We start from the raw sequence: 16,553 nt of genomic DNA, 5'->3' as shown, positions 1-16,553 counted from the left end.
AATTCCGATTAATTCTGTGGTATTCTTAATAAGTCTCATAAGTTCTTCCTAATGATGGTTTGGTTGCTTTTCATTATAGTTCTTATGGGACTTTTTGTCTGCATTCAAAAAGCTCTATAATCTCTATAGTGATTTTACCCACTACAGAAATTATAGAGCCGAATTGTAAGAAGAGCTCGGAGAATTCCGAGTTTTTTTTGTGATAGTTTGTGTCTATCTCTTTGATAGTTTCCACCTATTATCCAAGGAGATGATATTGTGATAAGCTTGTTTTATTACATTTTTGGAGGAATTTATGGAAAACCATAATTATGAAAATGAAGGTCAGTTCCAACGGAAGATGACTTCACGCCACCTCTTTATGCTATCGTTGGGTGGTGTCATTGGTACTGGTCTCTTCTTGAGCTCAGGCTATACGATTGCACAAGCGGGTCCCCTCGGTGCTATCCTATCTTATCTTGTGGGAGCTATCGTTGTTTACTTGGTCATGCTTTCATTGGGGGAGTTAGCAGTAGCTATGCCAGTGACGGGGTCCTTCCACACCTATGCTACTAAGTTTATTAGTCCGGGAACCGGCTTTACAGTAGCCTGGCTTTATTGGATTTGTTGGACGGTTGCCTTGGGAACAGAATTTTTGGGTGCTGCTATGTTGATGCAACGTTGGTTTCCATCAGTTCCGGCTTGGATTTTTGCAGCCTTCTTTGCCTTAGTGATTTTTGGTATTAATGCTTTGAGCGTGAGGTCTTTTGCGGAAGCGGAATCCTTCTTCTCGTCAATAAAAGTCATTGCTATCTTGGTCTTCATCATTCTCGGTCTTGGAGCAATGTTTGGTTTGGTGAGTTTTGATGGTCACCATGAGGCTATTATGTTTAAGCATTTGACGGCTAATGGTCTCTTTCCAAATGGTGGTCTTGCCATTGTGTCAGTCATGTTGGCGGTTAATTATGCCTTTTCGGGAACAGAGTTAATCGGTATTGCAGCTGGTGAGACAGATAATCCTAAAGAGGCTGTTCCACGTGCTATTAAAACGACCATTGGACGCTTGGTTATCTTCTTTGTTTTGACCATTGTGGTCTTGGCTTCGCTTCTTCCCATGAAAGAAGCAGGGGTATCCTCAGCCCCTTTCGTTGATGTTTTTGACAAGATGGGGATTCCATTTGCGGCAGACATCATGAACTTTGTTATCCTGACAGCTATTCTTTCTGCTGGGAATTCGGGACTCTACGCTTCAAGCCGTATGCTTTGGTCTTTGGCCAATGAGGGAATGCTCAATAAAAAGCTAGTGAAAATTAATAAGCATGGTGTTCCAATGACAGCTCTTTTGATTTCCATGGCCGGAGCAGTTTTATCACTCTTTTCAAGTATCTATGCTGCAGATACGGTTTATCTAGCTTTGGTATCAATCGCTGGTTTTGCAGTTGTAGTTGTTTGGCTTTCTATTCCTATGGCACAGCTTAATTTCCGTAAACAGTGGAAGCTAGAACATTCTGAAGACGAACTGGACTATAAAACACCGTTTAATCCTGTCCTTCCTTATATCACAATCGTTCTATTGGCTATTTCTGTGCTTGGGATTGCTTGGGATAGTTCACAACGTGCGGGGCTCTACTTTGGTATTCCCTTCATGATTTTCTGTTACCTTTATCACTACCTTCGCTTTAAAAAATGGTAAGGAGGTCTTTTATGGCTATATTTAAAGATTATTTGGAAAATAAATCCCCCCTCATTCTTCATGGTGCACTAGGAACAGAGATGGAGAGCTTGGGTTATGATATTTCAGGCAAGCTCTGGTCAGCCAAGTACCTTCTTGAAAAGCCAGAAGTTATTCAAGAAATTCACGAAACCTATATAGCTGCTGGGGCTGACTTGATTACCACATCATCTTATCAAGCGACCTTACCGGGCTTGATGGAGGCAGGGCTTACTGAAAGAGAAGCGGAGCAGGTTATTGCCCTAACGGTCCAGTTGGCAAAGGCTGCACGAGATAAGATATGGGCAACCTTGGATGAGACTGAGAAAGCCAAACGCCCCTATCCTTTGATTTCTGGAGATGTTGGTCCTTACGCAGCCTATTTGGCCAATGGTTCTGAGTATACTGGAGATTATGGTCAGGTTACCGTTGAAACACTTAAGGATTTTCATCGCCCTCGAATTCATGTTCTCCTAGATCAGGGTGTCGATTTGTTGGCTTTGGAAACCATTCCTAATCATCTGGAAGCACAAGCCTTGGTTGAGCTTTTGGCTGAAGAATTTCCTGAGGTAGAAGCTTATATCAGTTTTACCATTCAAGTTCCAGATGCCATCAGCGATGGGACTTCTCTAGATGAAATTGCCAAGCTTATTTCTCATTCTGATCAAATCTTGGCAGTGGGAATCAATTGCAGTTCGCCGATTCTTTATGAACAAGCTCTACCTGTTCTCAAGAAGGCAGACAAGGCCCTTATTACTTACCCTAATTCGGGTGAAGTTTATGATGGTGACAGTCAAACTTGGAAACCTAAAGACAAGGATGCCCTCACCCTGCTCGAACATAGTAAAGATTGGCATGCTCATTTTGGGGTTCAGATTTTAGGGGGGTGCTGTCGTACACGTCCAAATGACATCAAGGCCTTATATCAAGAATTTAGAACCTAGTCAAATTTCTAATTATTTGTTATAATATGTGATTGTAAGGCCAAACGGCCTACATACTATCTGTAAAAATAAATCCAGCGTTAAGCTGGTTTTTAAAATGAAGAGGAAAATATGACCTACGAACAAGAATTTCTAAAAGACTTTGAAGCATGGGTTGTTACCCAAGTTAAAGTAAACGAAAAGGCCTTAGCCGCTAGTAAGAAAATTTGGGAAGAAGATGGTGATGAACGTGCCCGTGACGCAAGTTTCCGTTATGAAGCTAAATTAGATGCCTACAATTTCCTAATTGGTAAGTTTACCAATTATCGTGCCGGTAAAGGTTTCCATGATATGCCAGAAGGCTTGTTCGGGGAACGTCACTATTAATAGAAAATGATAAAGAAATGAGCGACGACCTTCTATAGGAAGAAGTCGTCTTTCAAAATGGGAGAAAAAACACATGGCAAAAGTAAAAAATAAAAAGAAGGCTTTTAAACACCGTTTGAAAAAACAAGGACTTTTCAATAATCTGAAAGCCCCTGTTCCACCAGTAGCCCCACAAGCGGTTGCTGAAACGCAGCCAGTTGCTAAAGAGGAAGTGGTCGCTAAAGACCTTAGTCTTGAAGCCTTTTCAGAACTTCCAGAAGTGGAAGGCCTTCGTTCAAACCTTGTAGAGACTCTTTACAATGAAGGTTTGACGTCAGCAGCAGCCTTTGCAGGTGTGACTGAAGAAGAAGTCCTAGCCCTTAAAGGTGTAGGACCTGCAACTGTTAAAAAATTGAAAGAAAATGGTGTCAGCTTTAAAGCCTAATCCTTAAAAAGATCCGAGGTGAAAACTTCGGATCTTTATTGTTTGCCTTATTAGCTATTTTGGTGATTGTCAGAACAGAAAACCACTAGCTTTTTGCTAGTGGTTGATAGATCTGAATTATTTATTTCTTTGGATTTTGTTTGGTTAAATTAAGTCCAAAAGGGACCAAGTTTTCTTGATGCTTGCGAATACGGGCCATATTCTCCGTGTGACGGAAAGTAATCACTAAAGCCATGATGATAAGAACAGCACTAAAGATTGGATCATACCCATCTAGTAAAAAATGGATAGCCGGGAAAGTAGCCAAGGTAATCAGCCCTACAACTGCAGCAGTGACACTTGAAAATGAAATCATGCTGGTTAGATAGAGCGTTAAAGCAAAGACCAAGAGCAGGAAGACGCAGTAGAGGGGGGCAAAACCAAGAAGCACCCCAGCACTTGTTGCAACTGCCTTTCCACCCTTAAAACTAGCGAAGATTGGGAAAACATGTCCAATGATGGCAAAGAAACCAATGATTAGAGGAGATACAGCTGTGACACCCAACCAAACCGGTAGGAGCACTGCCAAAGTCCCCTTAAGCATGTCCACTAAGAAAGTGATTGTGCCAGCCGTCTTACCAAGAACACGGAAGGTATTAGTTGTTCCAGTATTTCCAGATCCGTGCTCCCGAAGATTCGTATGAAAGAAAACTTTTCCAATCCAGAGACCAGTCTGAATGGAACCCAGCAGGTAGGCGATAAGAATTAATAATAAGATTTTCATGAGATAATTATAGCATACAGCTTAGTAATTGACAAAGTTGGTCAGATTTAAGATAAGCTAACAGCTTTCTTGATTTCCTTTGCAAATTCTTCTGAAAACTTATAAAATAATAAGGATGAAAATTTTGGAGGTCACTCTTGGCTAAAAAAGAAATAAATGTAAATAATTATAATGATGATGCCATTCAGGTACTAGAAGGGTTGGATGCGGTTCGCAAGCGCCCTGGAATGTACATTGGCTCAACAGATGGAACAGGACTTCACCACTTAGTTTGGGAGATTGTCGACAATGCGGTCGATGAAGCTCTTTCTGGTTTTGGTGATGTTATCGCTGTTACCCTAAATAAGGATGGTTCCGTTTCTGTTTCTGACTCTGGACGTGGGATGCCGACAGGTATGCATGCCATGGGTAAACCCACAGTTGAAGTTATTTTCACCGTTCTCCACGCGGGTGGTAAATTTGGACAGGGTGGTTATAAGACTTCTGGAGGTCTTCACGGTGTGGGTTCTTCAGTTGTTAATGCGCTGTCTAGTTGGCTTGAGGTAGAAATTACCCGTGACGGTAGTGTCTATCGCCAACGTTTTGAAAATGGTGGTCACCCTGTAACAGGGCTTGAAAAGATTGGTAAAGCGCCTAAGTCTAAGACAGGTACAAAAGTTACTTTCATGCCTGATGCGAGCATCTTTTCAACGACTGACTTCAAATTTAACACCATCTCAGAGCGTCTCAAAGAATCAGCCTTTCTTCTTAAAAATGTCACTATGACATTGACAGACTTGCGTGGCGAAGAGGAAGTTCGTGAAGAATTCCACTATGAAAATGGGGTTCAAGACTTTGTGTCATACCTGAATGAGGACAAGGAAACGTTGACACCAGTTATCTATATTGATGGAGATCAGCAAGAATTTCACTTGGAATTAGCCCTTCAGTATAATGACGGTTACTCTGACAATATCCTTTCCTTTGTCAATAATGTCCGTACTAAGGACGGAGGGACCCACGAAACGGGCTTCAAGTCTGCCATTACCAAGGCCTTTAACGATTATGCCCGTAAGACAGGCCTTCTCAAAGAAAAAGATAAGAACCTTGAAGGGTCAGATTACCGTGAGGGCTTGTCAGCAGTTATCTCGCTCTTGGTTCCTGAAGAACACCTTCAGTTTGAAGGACAAACCAAGGATAAATTGGGATCTCCTTTAGCTCGTCCTATTGTGGATAGCATCGTTTCAGAGCATTTGACCTACTTCCTTATGGAAAATGGAGATTTGGCTTCGAACTTGGTGCGTAAGGCTATCAAGGCCCGTGATGCCCGTGAAGCTGCCAGAAAAGCTCGTGATGCTAGTCGAAATGGCAAGAAAAATAAAAAAGACAAGGGACTCTTGTCAGGGAAATTGACGCCAGCCCAGTCTAAAAATGCTAAGAAAAATGAGCTTTATCTGGTCGAAGGGGATTCTGCCGGCGGTTCAGCCAAACAAGGCCGTGATCGTAAATTTCAGGCCATTCTTCCTCTTCGAGGGAAGGTCCTCAACACTGAGAAAGCCAAAATGGCAGACATTCTCAAAAACGAAGAAATCAATACCATGATTTATACTATCGGTGCAGGAGTTGGAGCTGATTTTAACCTTGATGATATCAACTACGACAAGATTATCATCATGACCGATGCCGATACCGATGGGGCTCACATCCAAACCTTGCTTCTTACTTTCTTCTATCGTTATATGCGTCCACTGGTGGAAGCAGGACACGTTTATATCGCTCTGCCTCCTCTTTACAAGATGTCCAAAGGTAAAGGCAAGAAGGAAGTTGTCGAATACGCTTGGACGGACGGCGAACTTGAAGAACTTCGTCAAAAATTTGGTCGTGGCGCTCTTCTTCAACGTTACAAGGGGCTTGGTGAAATGAATGCTGACCAACTGTGGGAAACAACCATGGATCCAGAGACAAGAACCCTTATCCGAGTGACGATTGACGACCTTGCGCGTGCTGAACGTCGTGTCTCAGTCCTTATGGGAGATAAACCAGCACCACGCCGTCAATGGATTGAAGATAACGTTAAATTTACGCTTGAGGAAAGCGGCGTATTTTAGGTTGCAAGCCAGAAGGGAAAATTATAAGATAGAGTTAGGGAGAGCGCTTACTATCAATAGATACCTGAGTTTATAAAGAAATAAGTTAATTATTTTCTACATAGTTTATTAACTATTTGCAGTGTCATTGACTAGAAATCAATGGAGGTAGAAAAATGAATTTTAATGTTATCGATTACCTACTTTACCATGCAGATGTAGCTTTTCCTGCTATTATTCTTATGGTTATTGTTTCTACCATATACTTAATTTTTTATGGCATACGACCTATAAAAACACGCTTTTTTATCCTTTTTCTCTTATCTATAGTTTCCCTCCTAATCTTCGTGGTGGATAATCCCCTCTATTCTTATTTTGGTAGTACATTCTCAGGTTTATTATTTGTTTTTTACTATATGATGGTCTTTTCAGTGTTTTATGTGCCATTCTCGCTAATAGCTTTTATAAAAAGTCTTCTACATTTAATACGCTTTCAAACCAAATATTCAATCTTATTAGTTATTAATAGTTTCTTTGCCACATTACTGGCTTTCCTCAACCTGCTCTTTTTACAAGGGTCTTTGGGATTTCTCCCTGCTTCATCTATGTACCTTATTTTTCTTCTCCTAGCGATAATTGGTATTGTTCAAAATATAATAGGAGGAAAGGAAAATGAAAAAAATAAAGACTATATTGCTAAGTCAGGAAAAGACAGTGTGAGGTAGACCTATGTTATCTAAGGTATTAAGTTTTTTACTTTACTATCCTCAAGTGGTGTTTCCTGCATGTGGAGGGGCAATAGCTTATTTAAGCGTTTATAAAAAGAGACCACTAAAAACACACTTTTTGATCTTGCCTATACTAGTTGTGATAACCTTCCTTCTATCTTTGATAGATAATCCCTTCTCACAGAGGACCTACACGGGGTTGTTATTGACTTTCTACTATATCTATGTTTTTTCTCCCCTAAGTGTTGCTTGTAGTATCACATCACTTTTAAAAAGTATCTATCATTATAGGTTATTTCGTATCCCGCTAGCTACTGTTCTCGTAATCAACGCCTCTATAATGACTTGTTTAACACTTTTAAACTTTATCTTATTCTTTGGGGAACTTTCTACTTCATTGACTCTATCTTGTGTACTTTTCATTTTAATTGCGATAAGTACAGTGGTTCAATTTGTGATTGGTGAAATAGAAACTAGGAAGGTGAAAACCATTCTTCTACAGTTACAAAGTCAAGGAACAACATTGTAATTAGAGGTGTTGCAGTGAAGTAGGGGGTCTACTATTTGTCTTTTATATTATTTCAAATCATTACTTAAACTAAAAAATAAAGAGAAATCTTATGTCTAATATTCAAAACATGTCCCTTGAGGACATCATGGGGGAGCGTTTTGGTCGCTACTCCAAATACATTATTCAGGAGCGTGCGCTTCCTGATATTCGTGACGGTCTGAAACCCGTTCAACGTCGTATTCTTTATTCCATGAATAAGGATGGCAATACGTATGACAAGGGCTATCGTAAATCTGCCAAGTCTGTGGGTAACATTATGGGTAATTTCCACCCCCATGGTGACAGTTCCATTTATGATGCCATGGTTCGTATGTCTCAGGATTGGAAGAATCGTGAAATCTTGGTTGAAATGCACGGTAACAACGGTTCTATGGACGGTGATCCACCAGCGGCCATGCGTTATACAGAGGCACGCTTGTCAGAGATTGCGGGCTACCTTCTTCAAGATATCGATAAAAACACAGTCCCATGGGCTTGGAATTTTGATGATACAGAGAAGGAACCAACCGTTTTACCCGCCGCCTTTCCAAACCTCTTGGTTAATGGGGCTACAGGGATTTCTGCTGGTTATGCCACAGACATTCCACCGCATAATCTGGCAGAGGTCATTGATGCTGTTGTCTACATGATTGATCACCCATCTGCTAAACTGGATAAATTGATGGAATTCTTGCCTGGCCCAGATTTTCCAACAGGGGCTATCATCCAGGGCAAAGACGAGATTCGCAAGGCCTACGAAACCGGTAAGGGCCGTGTAGTTGTGCGTTCACGTACTGAAATCGAACAACTCAAAGGTGGCAAGGAACAAATCATCGTTACTGAGATTCCTTACGATGTCAATAAGGCTGTCTTGGTTAAAAAAATTGATGATGTTAGGGTCAATAACAAGGTTCCAGGCATTGCGGAAGTTCGTGATGAGTCTGACCGTACTGGTCTGCGTATTGCTATTGAACTTAAGAAGGATGCTGACAGCCAAACCATTCTTAACTACCTGTTGAAATATACGGATCTTCAGGTCAACTATAATTTCAACATGGTGGCCATTGACAATTTCACCCCACGTCAAGTGGGCTTGCAAAAGATTTTGTCTAGCTACATTGCCCACCGTCGCGATATTATCGTTGCTCGTTCAAAATTTGACAAGGATAAGGCTGAAAAACGTCTTCATATTGTGGAAGGACTCATCCGTGTCATCTCTATTTTGGATGAGGTTATTGCTCTTATCCGAGCTTCTGAAAATAAAGCTGATGCCAAGGAAAATCTTAAGGTCAGCTATGATTTTTCAGAAGAACAAGCTGAAGCTATCGTGACCTTGCAACTCTATCGTTTGACCAATACAGATATTGTCACTCTCCAAAATGAGGAAGCCGATTTACGTGAACAAATTGCGACCTTGGCTGCCATCATTGGAGACGAGCGCACCATGTTTAATGTCATGAAGCGTGAGCTCCGTGACATTAAGAAGAAATTTGGAAATGACCGTCGTTCAGAGTTGCAAGCAGAAACCAAGACCATTGAAATTGATACCGCAAGTTTGATTGTTGAGGAAGAAACCTATGTCAGCATCACTCGTGGTGGTTACGTCAAACGTACAAGCCCACGTTCTTTCAATGCTTCAACGATTGAAGAAGTTGGAAAACGTGATGATGATGACTTGATTCTGGTTCAGCAGGCTAAGACGACACAGCATCTCTTGATGTTCACTAACCAGGCCAATGTGATTTATCGTCCAATTCATGAGTTGCCGGATATTCGTTGGAAGGATTTGGGAGAGCATTTATCACAAACCATCACTAATTTATCTAAGGATGAAGAAGTGCTTTATGCTGAAATTCTGGATGATTTTGAAGCTGGTACTTATCTAGCAGCCACTAAACTTGGTCAGATTAAACGTTTCGAACGCAAGGAATTTACCCCATGGCGTACCTACAAGTCTAAGTCGGTTAAATACGCTAAACTTAAGGATGCTAGTGATTGTGTTGTCACAGTCACCCCAATTCAGATGGATGATGTCATGATTATCACGCAAAAAGGCTATGCCCTCCGCTTCAATGCTGACGAGGTACCAGTTGTTGGTGCCAAGGCAGCAGGTGTTAAGGCAATCAACCTTAAGGATGATGATACCGTTCAGGCCGTTTTTGTGGCAAATACCCAAAGTTTCTATCTTCTTACACAAAGAGCTAGTCTCAAACGGGTAGCTACAGCAGATATTCCACAGGCTAAGCGAGCTGGTCGAGGTCTCCAAGTTCTTCGTGAGCTTAAGACTAAACCGCACCGTGTCTTTACGGCTGGTCCAGTCTTTACAGAAAATTCTGGTGGTGAGATAGATCTTCTAGCAACACCAGCGGAAGAGGCCCCTCAGACCTTGCTTGTCACAGCTACGACTGGTGAAACAGCAGAAGTTGATTTGTCCCTTCTTAATCTTTCAGAGCGTACTAGCAATGGAAGTTTCATTGAAGGACTAGCAGACAAGGAAGTCTTCGCTGCCAAGATTATTGAAAAATAAAGATAAGAAAGCTTTGTTCTCTTATTTGAGAACAGAGTTTTTTTTTATCGTTCAATCCTCCCCAAAAACCTCTCAAAAAGAATTGTCAGAATTTTGCAACATAAACTTGAAATTTTCAATGAAAAGGACTATACTATAAAGCACATAGTAACAGAAAAGAGGACATACACATGACAGTTGATTTAGACTGGGAAAATTTAGGATTTAATTACCATAAACTTCCATTCCGTTATATTTCACATTACAAAGACGGAAAATGGGATGAAGGTCATTTGACTGAGGATGCGACTTTGCACATCTCAGAAGCATCCCCAGCTCTTCACTATGGTCAAGAAGCTTTCGAAGGACTCAAGGCTTACCGTACCAAAGATGGTTCAGTTCAATTGTTTCGTCCAGATGAAAATGCCAAACGTTTGCAACGTACAGCCGATCGTCTTTTGATGCCACAGGTTCCCGTTGACAAATTCGTAGATGCTTGTAAACAAGTAGTCCGTGCCAATGAAGAATATGTTCCACCATATGGAACAGGCGCAACACTCTATCTTCGCCCACTTTTGATTGGGGTAGGAGATATTATTGGTGTTCACCCTGCTGATGAATACGTCTTTACTATTTTTGCCATGCCAGTAGGGAACTATTTCAAAGGTGGTTTGGCTCCAACAAACTTCCTTATTCAAGACGAATACGACCGTGCTGCTCCACATGGTACGGGTGCTGCTAAAGTTGGTGGTAACTATGCAGCAAGTATGTTGCCAGGTAAGATTGCACATGACCGTAAATTCTCAGATGTTATCTATCTTGATCCTGCAACTCACACTAAAATTGAAGAGGTTGGTTCTGCAAACTTCTTCGGTATTACAGCTGATAACGAGTTCATCACTCCACTTAGCCCATCCATCTTGCCATCAATTACGAAATTCTCTTTGCTTTATTTGGCCGAAAAACGTTTTGGCATGAAAGCTATTCAAGGTGATGTTAAGATTGCTGAGTTGGACAAATTTGTTGAAGCTGGTGCCTGTGGTACAGCTGCTGTTATCTCACCAATTGGTGGTGTACAACACGGTGACGACTTCCATGTCTTCTATTCAGAAACAGAAGTAGGACCTGTTACACATAAACTTTATGATGAGTTGACTGGTATTCAATTTGGTGATGTTGAAGCGCCAGAAGGATGGATTTTCAAAGTTGACTAAATCATAAGAAATTAACGCTTATTTTAAGGCTTGCTCTTGCAAGCTTTTTTCTTTTTCGGTAAAATTAAAGAGATACATTAAGAAAGGATGACTTGAGCCAAGTCTCAAGTGTAAATCTATGAGCAAAAAAGACAAAAAAATTGAAATTCAAGTTAAAGATGCCAAAGTAACTGTTAACAAGGCAATCATTGAAGGGTTTGAGCTTGTTGTTGGTAAAAAAGTTATCGGCCAAATTGTAGAAATTGATGGTAAATTTGCCGTTGTTGATAAAGAAAACGTCGCAGGCTTCCACAAGAAAATGGATCAAGCAGTAGCTGCCATTATTGAAGCCTATAATCTTAATCATTAAAATCCAAAGTAAAGGCTTGCTTTGGTCAAGAAACTGTGATATACTATTTCTTGTTCTTAAAAGGAGAGATAGCGAAGAGGCTAAACGCGGCGGACTGTAAATCCGCTCCTTCGGGTTCGGGGGTTCGAATCCCTCTCTCTCCATATCTAAGAGACTGAGTCGAATAGTCGATGTCAAGTACTTAGATGTTTTTTTATGGCATTTTGCTATTGGGGTATAGCCAAGCGGTAAGGCAAGGGACTTTGACTCCCTCATGCGTTGGTTCGAATCCAGCTACCCCAGTCAAAGGTATCGGGTGCTTCGGCACCGCCTATGTCAACAATTGTCTTTGCGGGTACCTTGAAAAATATATTGTTATCAAGAGTCAGAATTGGCTGTCTCTTGTTGGAGGATCTTTTTAGAATGAACGAATTTGAAGAATTGCTAAACAGTGTTAGCGAAGTTAACACAGGTGACGTTGTAACAGCTGAAGTTATCTCAGTAGATAATGATCAAGCAAATGTTGTTATCGAAGGAACTGGTATCGAAGGTGTTTTGACACGTCGTGAATTGACAAACGACCGTGACGCAAACGTTGCAGACCTTGTTAAAGTTGGTGAAACACTTGAAGTGCTTGTTCTTCGTCAAGTTGTTGGTAAAGATACTGATACTGTAACTTACCTTGTATCTAAAAAACGCTTGGAAGCTCGCAAAGCTTGGGATAAACTTGTTGGTCGTGAAGAAGAAGTTGTTACTGTTAAAGGAACACGCGCTGTTAAAGGTGGACTTTCAGTTGAATTTGAAGGTCTTCGTGGATTTATTCCAGCTTCAATGATTGATACTCGTTTTGTTCGTAACACTGAACAATTTGTAGGTCAAGAATTTGACGCTAAAATCAAAGAAGTTGATCCAGCTGAAAACCGTTTCATCCTTTCACGTCGTGAAGTTGTTGAAGCCGAAGCTGCAGAAGCTCGTAAAGAAGTCTTCTCTAAACTTGAAGTTGGTTCAATCGTAACTGGTAAAGTTGCTCGTTTGACAAGCTTCGGTGCTTTCATCGACCTTGGTGGTGTTGATGGACTTGTTCACGTGACTGAATTGTCTCACGAACGTAACGTTTCACCTAAATCAGTTGTTTCTGTTGGTGACGAAGTTGATGTTAAAGTTCTTGCTATCGACGAAGAAGCAGGTCGTGTATCACTTTCACTTAAAGCAACAACACCTGGACCATGGGATGGCGTTGAACAAAAACTTGCTGCTGGAGATGTTATCGAAGGTAAAGTTAAACGCTTGACTGACTTCGGTGCTTTCGTTGAAGTATTGCCAGGTATCGATGGACTTGTTCACATCTCACAAATCTCACACAAACGTGTTGAAAATCCAAAAGATGTTCTTTCAGTAGGTCAAGATGTTACTGTTAAAGTTCTTGAAGTAAACGCTGATGCAGAACGTGTATCACTTTCTATCAAAGCTCTTGAAGAACGCCCAGCTAATGCTGAAGGTGAAAACAACGAAAAACGTCAATCACGTCCACGTCGTCCTAAACGTCAAGAAAAACGTGACTACGAACTTCCAGAAACTCAATCTGGATTCTCAATGGCGGATCTTTTCGGAGATATCGAATTGTAATATAGAAAAGAGGCATGGAAACATGTCTTTTTTTATATTTTAGAGTATGCTATAATAGTATACTGTTAGCACCCTTAGTGTAATGGATATCACGTAAGATTCCGGTTCTTGAGATAGGGGTTCGATTCCCTTAGGGTGCAAAAAGACAAGAGCGTTGAGAGATTTATTCTTTCAACGTTTTTTAATCTGAGTCATATTTAGGTGCCATAAGATTTGTAGACTTTGAGCTTATGGTGTTTACAGTAGGTAATATTTTGCTATTTATTAAAAATTTTGCTATAATACTCAATATCTCATATTGGGGTCGTTACGGATTCGACAGGCATTATGAGGCATATTCTGCGACTCGTGTGGCGACGTAAACGCTCAGTTAAATATAACTGCAAAAAATACAAATTCTTACGCTGTAGCAGCCTAAACACCTGCTCGCGTGACTTCTAGCAGATTGCTTATGTTTGCTTAGAGGTTTTATTGATTTATAAGCTACGTTTGACCATTGCCTAGCTGGTCGAAAAGAGATTTATAGGCTCGCATATAGAAGGCTTGAGTTATGTGTCGCCTATCTGTTAAATGAAAGACATAACCTATGGTTGTAGACGAATATGTTGGCAGGTGTTTGGACGTGGGTTCGACTCCCACCGGCTCCATAAATACTTGAGGCGTCAGCCTTTTATTTGTGTATAGGAATTTATTATGAAAAAACTTTTGTCTTTGGCCGTTTTAGGTCTTTCACTTTTTACCTTAGCTGCTTGTGGACATTCTTCGTCTAAGACTGAGACAAAGGGGTCTGTGGATAATGAAGCTTCAAAGATTCTAACAGTTAAACATGGCAATGTTCGTCAGAACTTTGATAAAATTTCCATGGCAAATGCCTCTCAGGAATTTTCAGGGGGATCAAATCTTGATACTTTGAAAGGTTTGTTTGGGGAACCGTCATCGACTAGCCAAGAGCAGGCAGGAGATGCTAAACTGGATGTCTACAATTGGCAGTTTGATAATGTCGTTGTTACGGCTAAACTTTTCAATAATAGTACTGTTGTTAAGTCACTCTCAAACTTTTCTTTTGTCCGTGATCCTAAAATCACCTTGAAAATGTATGAAAACCTTAAAAATGGAACGAGCTATGATGATGCCGTTAAAACACTTGGTACACCAGATGTTTATTCTATTGCAGTATCTTCTGATGCTACAATGACACAGGCTCTTTGGTCATCAAATCTTGTCGCTAAAAAGGGTGAAACAGGTAGTCTTACTCTTAACTTCAAGAATGGTGCCTTGGAAAACAAATCTCAAGCAAATTTGATTAACAAGTAATAATAGGAAATGATGCCTTTCTAAATCAATGAAGGCATTTTTTTGTTATAATAAAAAGAGTGATTAAAACGATGGAGATGCAATGACCCGAAAAAGGATTTTTTTGTCGGAATTACTGTATTAATTCTGCTATTTTTATTACTTCTCTTACATAACATTTTCCCTTTAATCAGGTTTTGGGCCAATGCTAATCATGACCAAGACTTCTTAAGAGAAGCTTTTAAGCAGGCAAATGTCCAGAATGCTCTTATCCTTATGGATCTTATGATTTTATCATCAGCTATTCTTGGAGTTTTAAGTTCGTTTTTTTGTATTTTCGTTGGTCTGCTTTACGGTCCCTTCTTGGGCATTCCTATGAATATCCTTGGGAATACTTTTGGAAATTTAACTAGTTTTGAAATCCTAAGAAGATTTGAAAAGCCCGGAGGTCTAAACGTATGGAGAAACTCCTAACTTATATTGAAAATTTTAAGCATCGCTTTATTGGTATTTCGCTAGCATTCTCTATTCCATTTATTCCATCAGCTTTGGTCAATTATGCTTGTGTTCAGATGAAATTACCCACAAGGACAAGGATTTTAGCGACACTAATTGGAGTGACGCCACTCTCCGTTGTTTATGCCGTCAGTGGGGATTTGTTGCTAAATAGTCGCCCAATTCGAATACCATTAGTGGCAATACTTGCCCTTTTGTTGTTTATCTCACTCGTAATTTACGTTATCCATTTTAGGAAGGAAAAAAATGAGCTTCATTCAAGTAACTAAGGAAGAATTTAACACACATGCTCAACAGGTTTCAGAGCGTTCTTTTATGCAAACAGAGGAAATGGCTAAGCTTCTTGAAAAACGTGGATTTAGCATTAGCTATGTCGCTTGGAAAGAAGGCAATCAGCTAGAAATCTCAGCAATTGTCTATAGTATGCCTATGACTGGTGGGCTTCGTATGGAAGTGAATTGTGGACCTATTCACTCCAATACGACTCATCTGAGCGACTTTTACCAAGGATTGAAGGACTACGCTAAAGCAAATGGTGCGCTTGAGCTGTTAATCAAACCTTATGATACTTATCAAACCTTTGATAGTAATGGGGAGCCAACTGGTGATGAGCAAAAGCAGCTGATTAGCCAATTGACTAACTTAGGTTATAGCTTTGATGGTCTGCAAACAGGTTATCCTGGTGGTGAGCCTGACTGGCATTATGTGAAGGATTTATCAGGGATTACAGAAAAAGCTTTGATTAAGTCTTTCAGCAAAAAAGGAAAACCATTAGTTAAAAAAGCTAAAACCTTTGGTATCAAGCTGAAAAAACTGAAGCGTGACGAGTTATCCATTTTTAAAGAAATCACTTCAGCGACTTCTGATCGTCGAGAATATAGTGATAAATCGCTGGATTACTACCAAGATTTTTATGATGCCTTTGGTGATAATGCTGATTTTATGGTTGCTACTTTGAATTTCCAAGATTACCTTGAACATTTAGAGAAGGATCAGGCTAAATTGGGAGCTAGAATTGTCAAATTGCAAGCTGATTTGGAAACTAATCCTAAGTCTGAGAAAAAACAAAACCAATTGCGAGAGCTATCAAGTCAGTTTGAAACTTTTGATGTTCGCAAGGGGGAAGCGACAGCCTTTATTGACAAGTACGGCCAGGAAGACATTGTTCTAGCCGGAAGTCTCTTCGTTTACACCCCTCAAGAAGCAGTCTATCTTTTTAGTGGCTCTTATCCTGAATTTAATAAGTTTTATGCTCCAGCACTCTTGCAAGAGTATGTGATGACACAGGCTATTAAACGTGGTATCAGTTTCTATAACTTCCTTGGTATCATGGGCATTTTTGATGGTTCAGATGGGGTTTTGCGTTTTAAACAAAACTTTAATGGTTATATCGTTCGTAAAATGGGAACTTTCCGTTATTATCCACAACCGTTTAAATATAAGGCCATTCAAGGAATTAAGAAACTGCTTGGACGTTCTTAAGATGTAGAGGGCTTCTATTGGAGTCCTCTTTCATTATAATTCTGTTTTTGGAATTAC

General features: G+C 40.3%; 13 protein-coding genes, 3 tRNA genes, 1 other RNA gene and 1 pseudogene. 17 read left to right on the top strand and 1 reads right to left on the bottom strand.

Annotated features, from left to right (window positions below):
* Positions 1–295: 295 nt before the first annotated feature.
* From PCY14_RS05875 to PCY14_RS05860, 4 genes are all read left to right on the top strand, one after another.
* Positions 296–1,672, top strand: a complete 1,377-nt coding sequence (locus PCY14_RS05875) for an amino acid permease (RefSeq protein ID WP_021145795.1) — start codon at positions 296–298, stop codon at positions 1,670–1,672.
* An 11-nt stretch (positions 1,673–1,683) separates the two neighbouring features.
* Positions 1,684–2,634, top strand: a complete 951-nt coding sequence (gene mmuM / locus PCY14_RS05870) for a homocysteine S-methyltransferase (protein ID WP_021152167.1) — start codon at positions 1,684–1,686, stop codon at positions 2,632–2,634.
* Positions 2,635–2,745: 111 nt separating this feature from the next.
* On the top strand, positions 2,746–3,000 hold the full coding sequence (locus tag PCY14_RS05865; protein ID WP_002889075.1) for a DUF1912 family protein: 255 nt from the start codon (positions 2,746–2,748) through the stop codon (positions 2,998–3,000).
* 73 nt (positions 3,001–3,073) lie between these two features.
* Entirely contained in the window at positions 3,074–3,424 is a 351-nt protein-coding gene (locus tag PCY14_RS05860) for a helix-hairpin-helix domain-containing protein (RefSeq protein ID WP_021152166.1), read from the top strand.
* 121 nt (positions 3,425–3,545) lie between these two features.
* Here the strand turns inward: PCY14_RS05860 and plsY are convergent, their stop codons facing one another.
* A complete protein-coding gene (gene plsY / locus PCY14_RS05855; protein WP_021145792.1) occupies positions 3,546–4,187 on the bottom strand; it encodes a glycerol-3-phosphate 1-O-acyltransferase PlsY in 642 nt (213 codons plus the stop codon).
* Between the two features lie 137 nt (positions 4,188–4,324).
* Between plsY and parE the strand changes: the two genes are divergently transcribed.
* The 13 genes and pseudogenes from parE to PCY14_RS05790 all read left to right on the top strand — a co-directional run bounded on the left by parE (position 4,325) and on the right by PCY14_RS05790 (position 16,496).
* Positions 4,325–6,274: a DNA topoisomerase IV subunit B gene (gene parE, locus PCY14_RS05850; protein ID WP_301363247.1), complete on the top strand. Its 1,950-nt coding sequence runs from the start codon at positions 4,325–4,327 to the stop codon at positions 6,272–6,274.
* 155 nt (positions 6,275–6,429) lie between these two features.
* Positions 6,430–6,978: a hypothetical protein gene (locus PCY14_RS05845; RefSeq protein WP_286643340.1), complete on the top strand. Its 549-nt coding sequence runs from the start codon at positions 6,430–6,432 to the stop codon at positions 6,976–6,978.
* 623 nt (positions 6,979–7,601) lie between these two features.
* The gene (gene parC, locus PCY14_RS05840) at positions 7,602–10,058 is read left to right on the top strand and encodes a DNA topoisomerase IV subunit A (RefSeq protein WP_301363246.1); all 2,457 of its coding nucleotides are present in this window, start codon (positions 7,602–7,604) and stop codon (positions 10,056–10,058) included.
* A 158-nt stretch (positions 10,059–10,216) separates the two neighbouring features.
* Positions 10,217–11,251, top strand: a pseudogene (locus tag PCY14_RS05835) (branched-chain amino acid aminotransferase); the annotation flags it as partial.
* Between the two features lie 118 nt (positions 11,252–11,369).
* Complete coding sequence (locus PCY14_RS05830) at positions 11,370–11,600, top strand: DUF2969 domain-containing protein (protein ID WP_002889065.1); 231 nt, start codon at positions 11,370–11,372, stop codon at positions 11,598–11,600.
* 62 nt (positions 11,601–11,662) lie between these two features.
* Positions 11,663–11,743: transfer RNA gene (locus PCY14_RS05825), tRNA-Tyr, on the top strand.
* A 67-nt stretch (positions 11,744–11,810) separates the two neighbouring features.
* Positions 11,811–11,882 (top strand) — tRNA-Gln (locus PCY14_RS05820).
* Positions 11,883–12,002: 120 nt separating this feature from the next.
* On the top strand, positions 12,003–13,205 hold the full coding sequence (rpsA, locus tag PCY14_RS05815) for a 30S ribosomal protein S1 (RefSeq protein ID WP_002889064.1): 1,203 nt from the start codon (positions 12,003–12,005) through the stop codon (positions 13,203–13,205).
* A gap of 68 nt (positions 13,206–13,273) precedes the next feature.
* A tRNA-Arg gene (locus PCY14_RS05810) sits at positions 13,274–13,345 on the top strand.
* 160 nt (positions 13,346–13,505) lie between these two features.
* Positions 13,506–13,855, top strand: a transfer-messenger RNA (tmRNA) gene (ssrA, locus tag PCY14_RS05805).
* 43 nt (positions 13,856–13,898) lie between these two features.
* Positions 13,899–14,519, top strand: a complete 621-nt coding sequence (locus tag PCY14_RS05800; RefSeq protein ID WP_008534087.1) for a DUF3862 domain-containing protein — start codon at positions 13,899–13,901, stop codon at positions 14,517–14,519.
* 437 nt (positions 14,520–14,956) lie between these two features.
* On the top strand, positions 14,957–15,283 hold the full coding sequence (locus PCY14_RS05795) for a VTT domain-containing protein (RefSeq protein ID WP_239499715.1): 327 nt from the start codon (positions 14,957–14,959) through the stop codon (positions 15,281–15,283).
* Entirely contained in the window at positions 15,261–16,496 is a 1,236-nt protein-coding gene (locus PCY14_RS05790) for an aminoacyltransferase (protein ID WP_060933875.1), read from the top strand. Before PCY14_RS05795 ends, PCY14_RS05790 begins: the two co-directional genes overlap by 23 nt.
* Positions 16,497–16,553: the final 57 nt, after the last annotated feature.

It is taken from the genome of Streptococcus sp. SV2, from assembly GCF_030440175.1.
GTDB classification, from domain to species: Bacteria; Bacillota; Bacilli; order Lactobacillales; family Streptococcaceae; genus Streptococcus; species Streptococcus raffinosi.
This window is presented reverse-complemented; position numbering and strand designations above follow the sequence as displayed.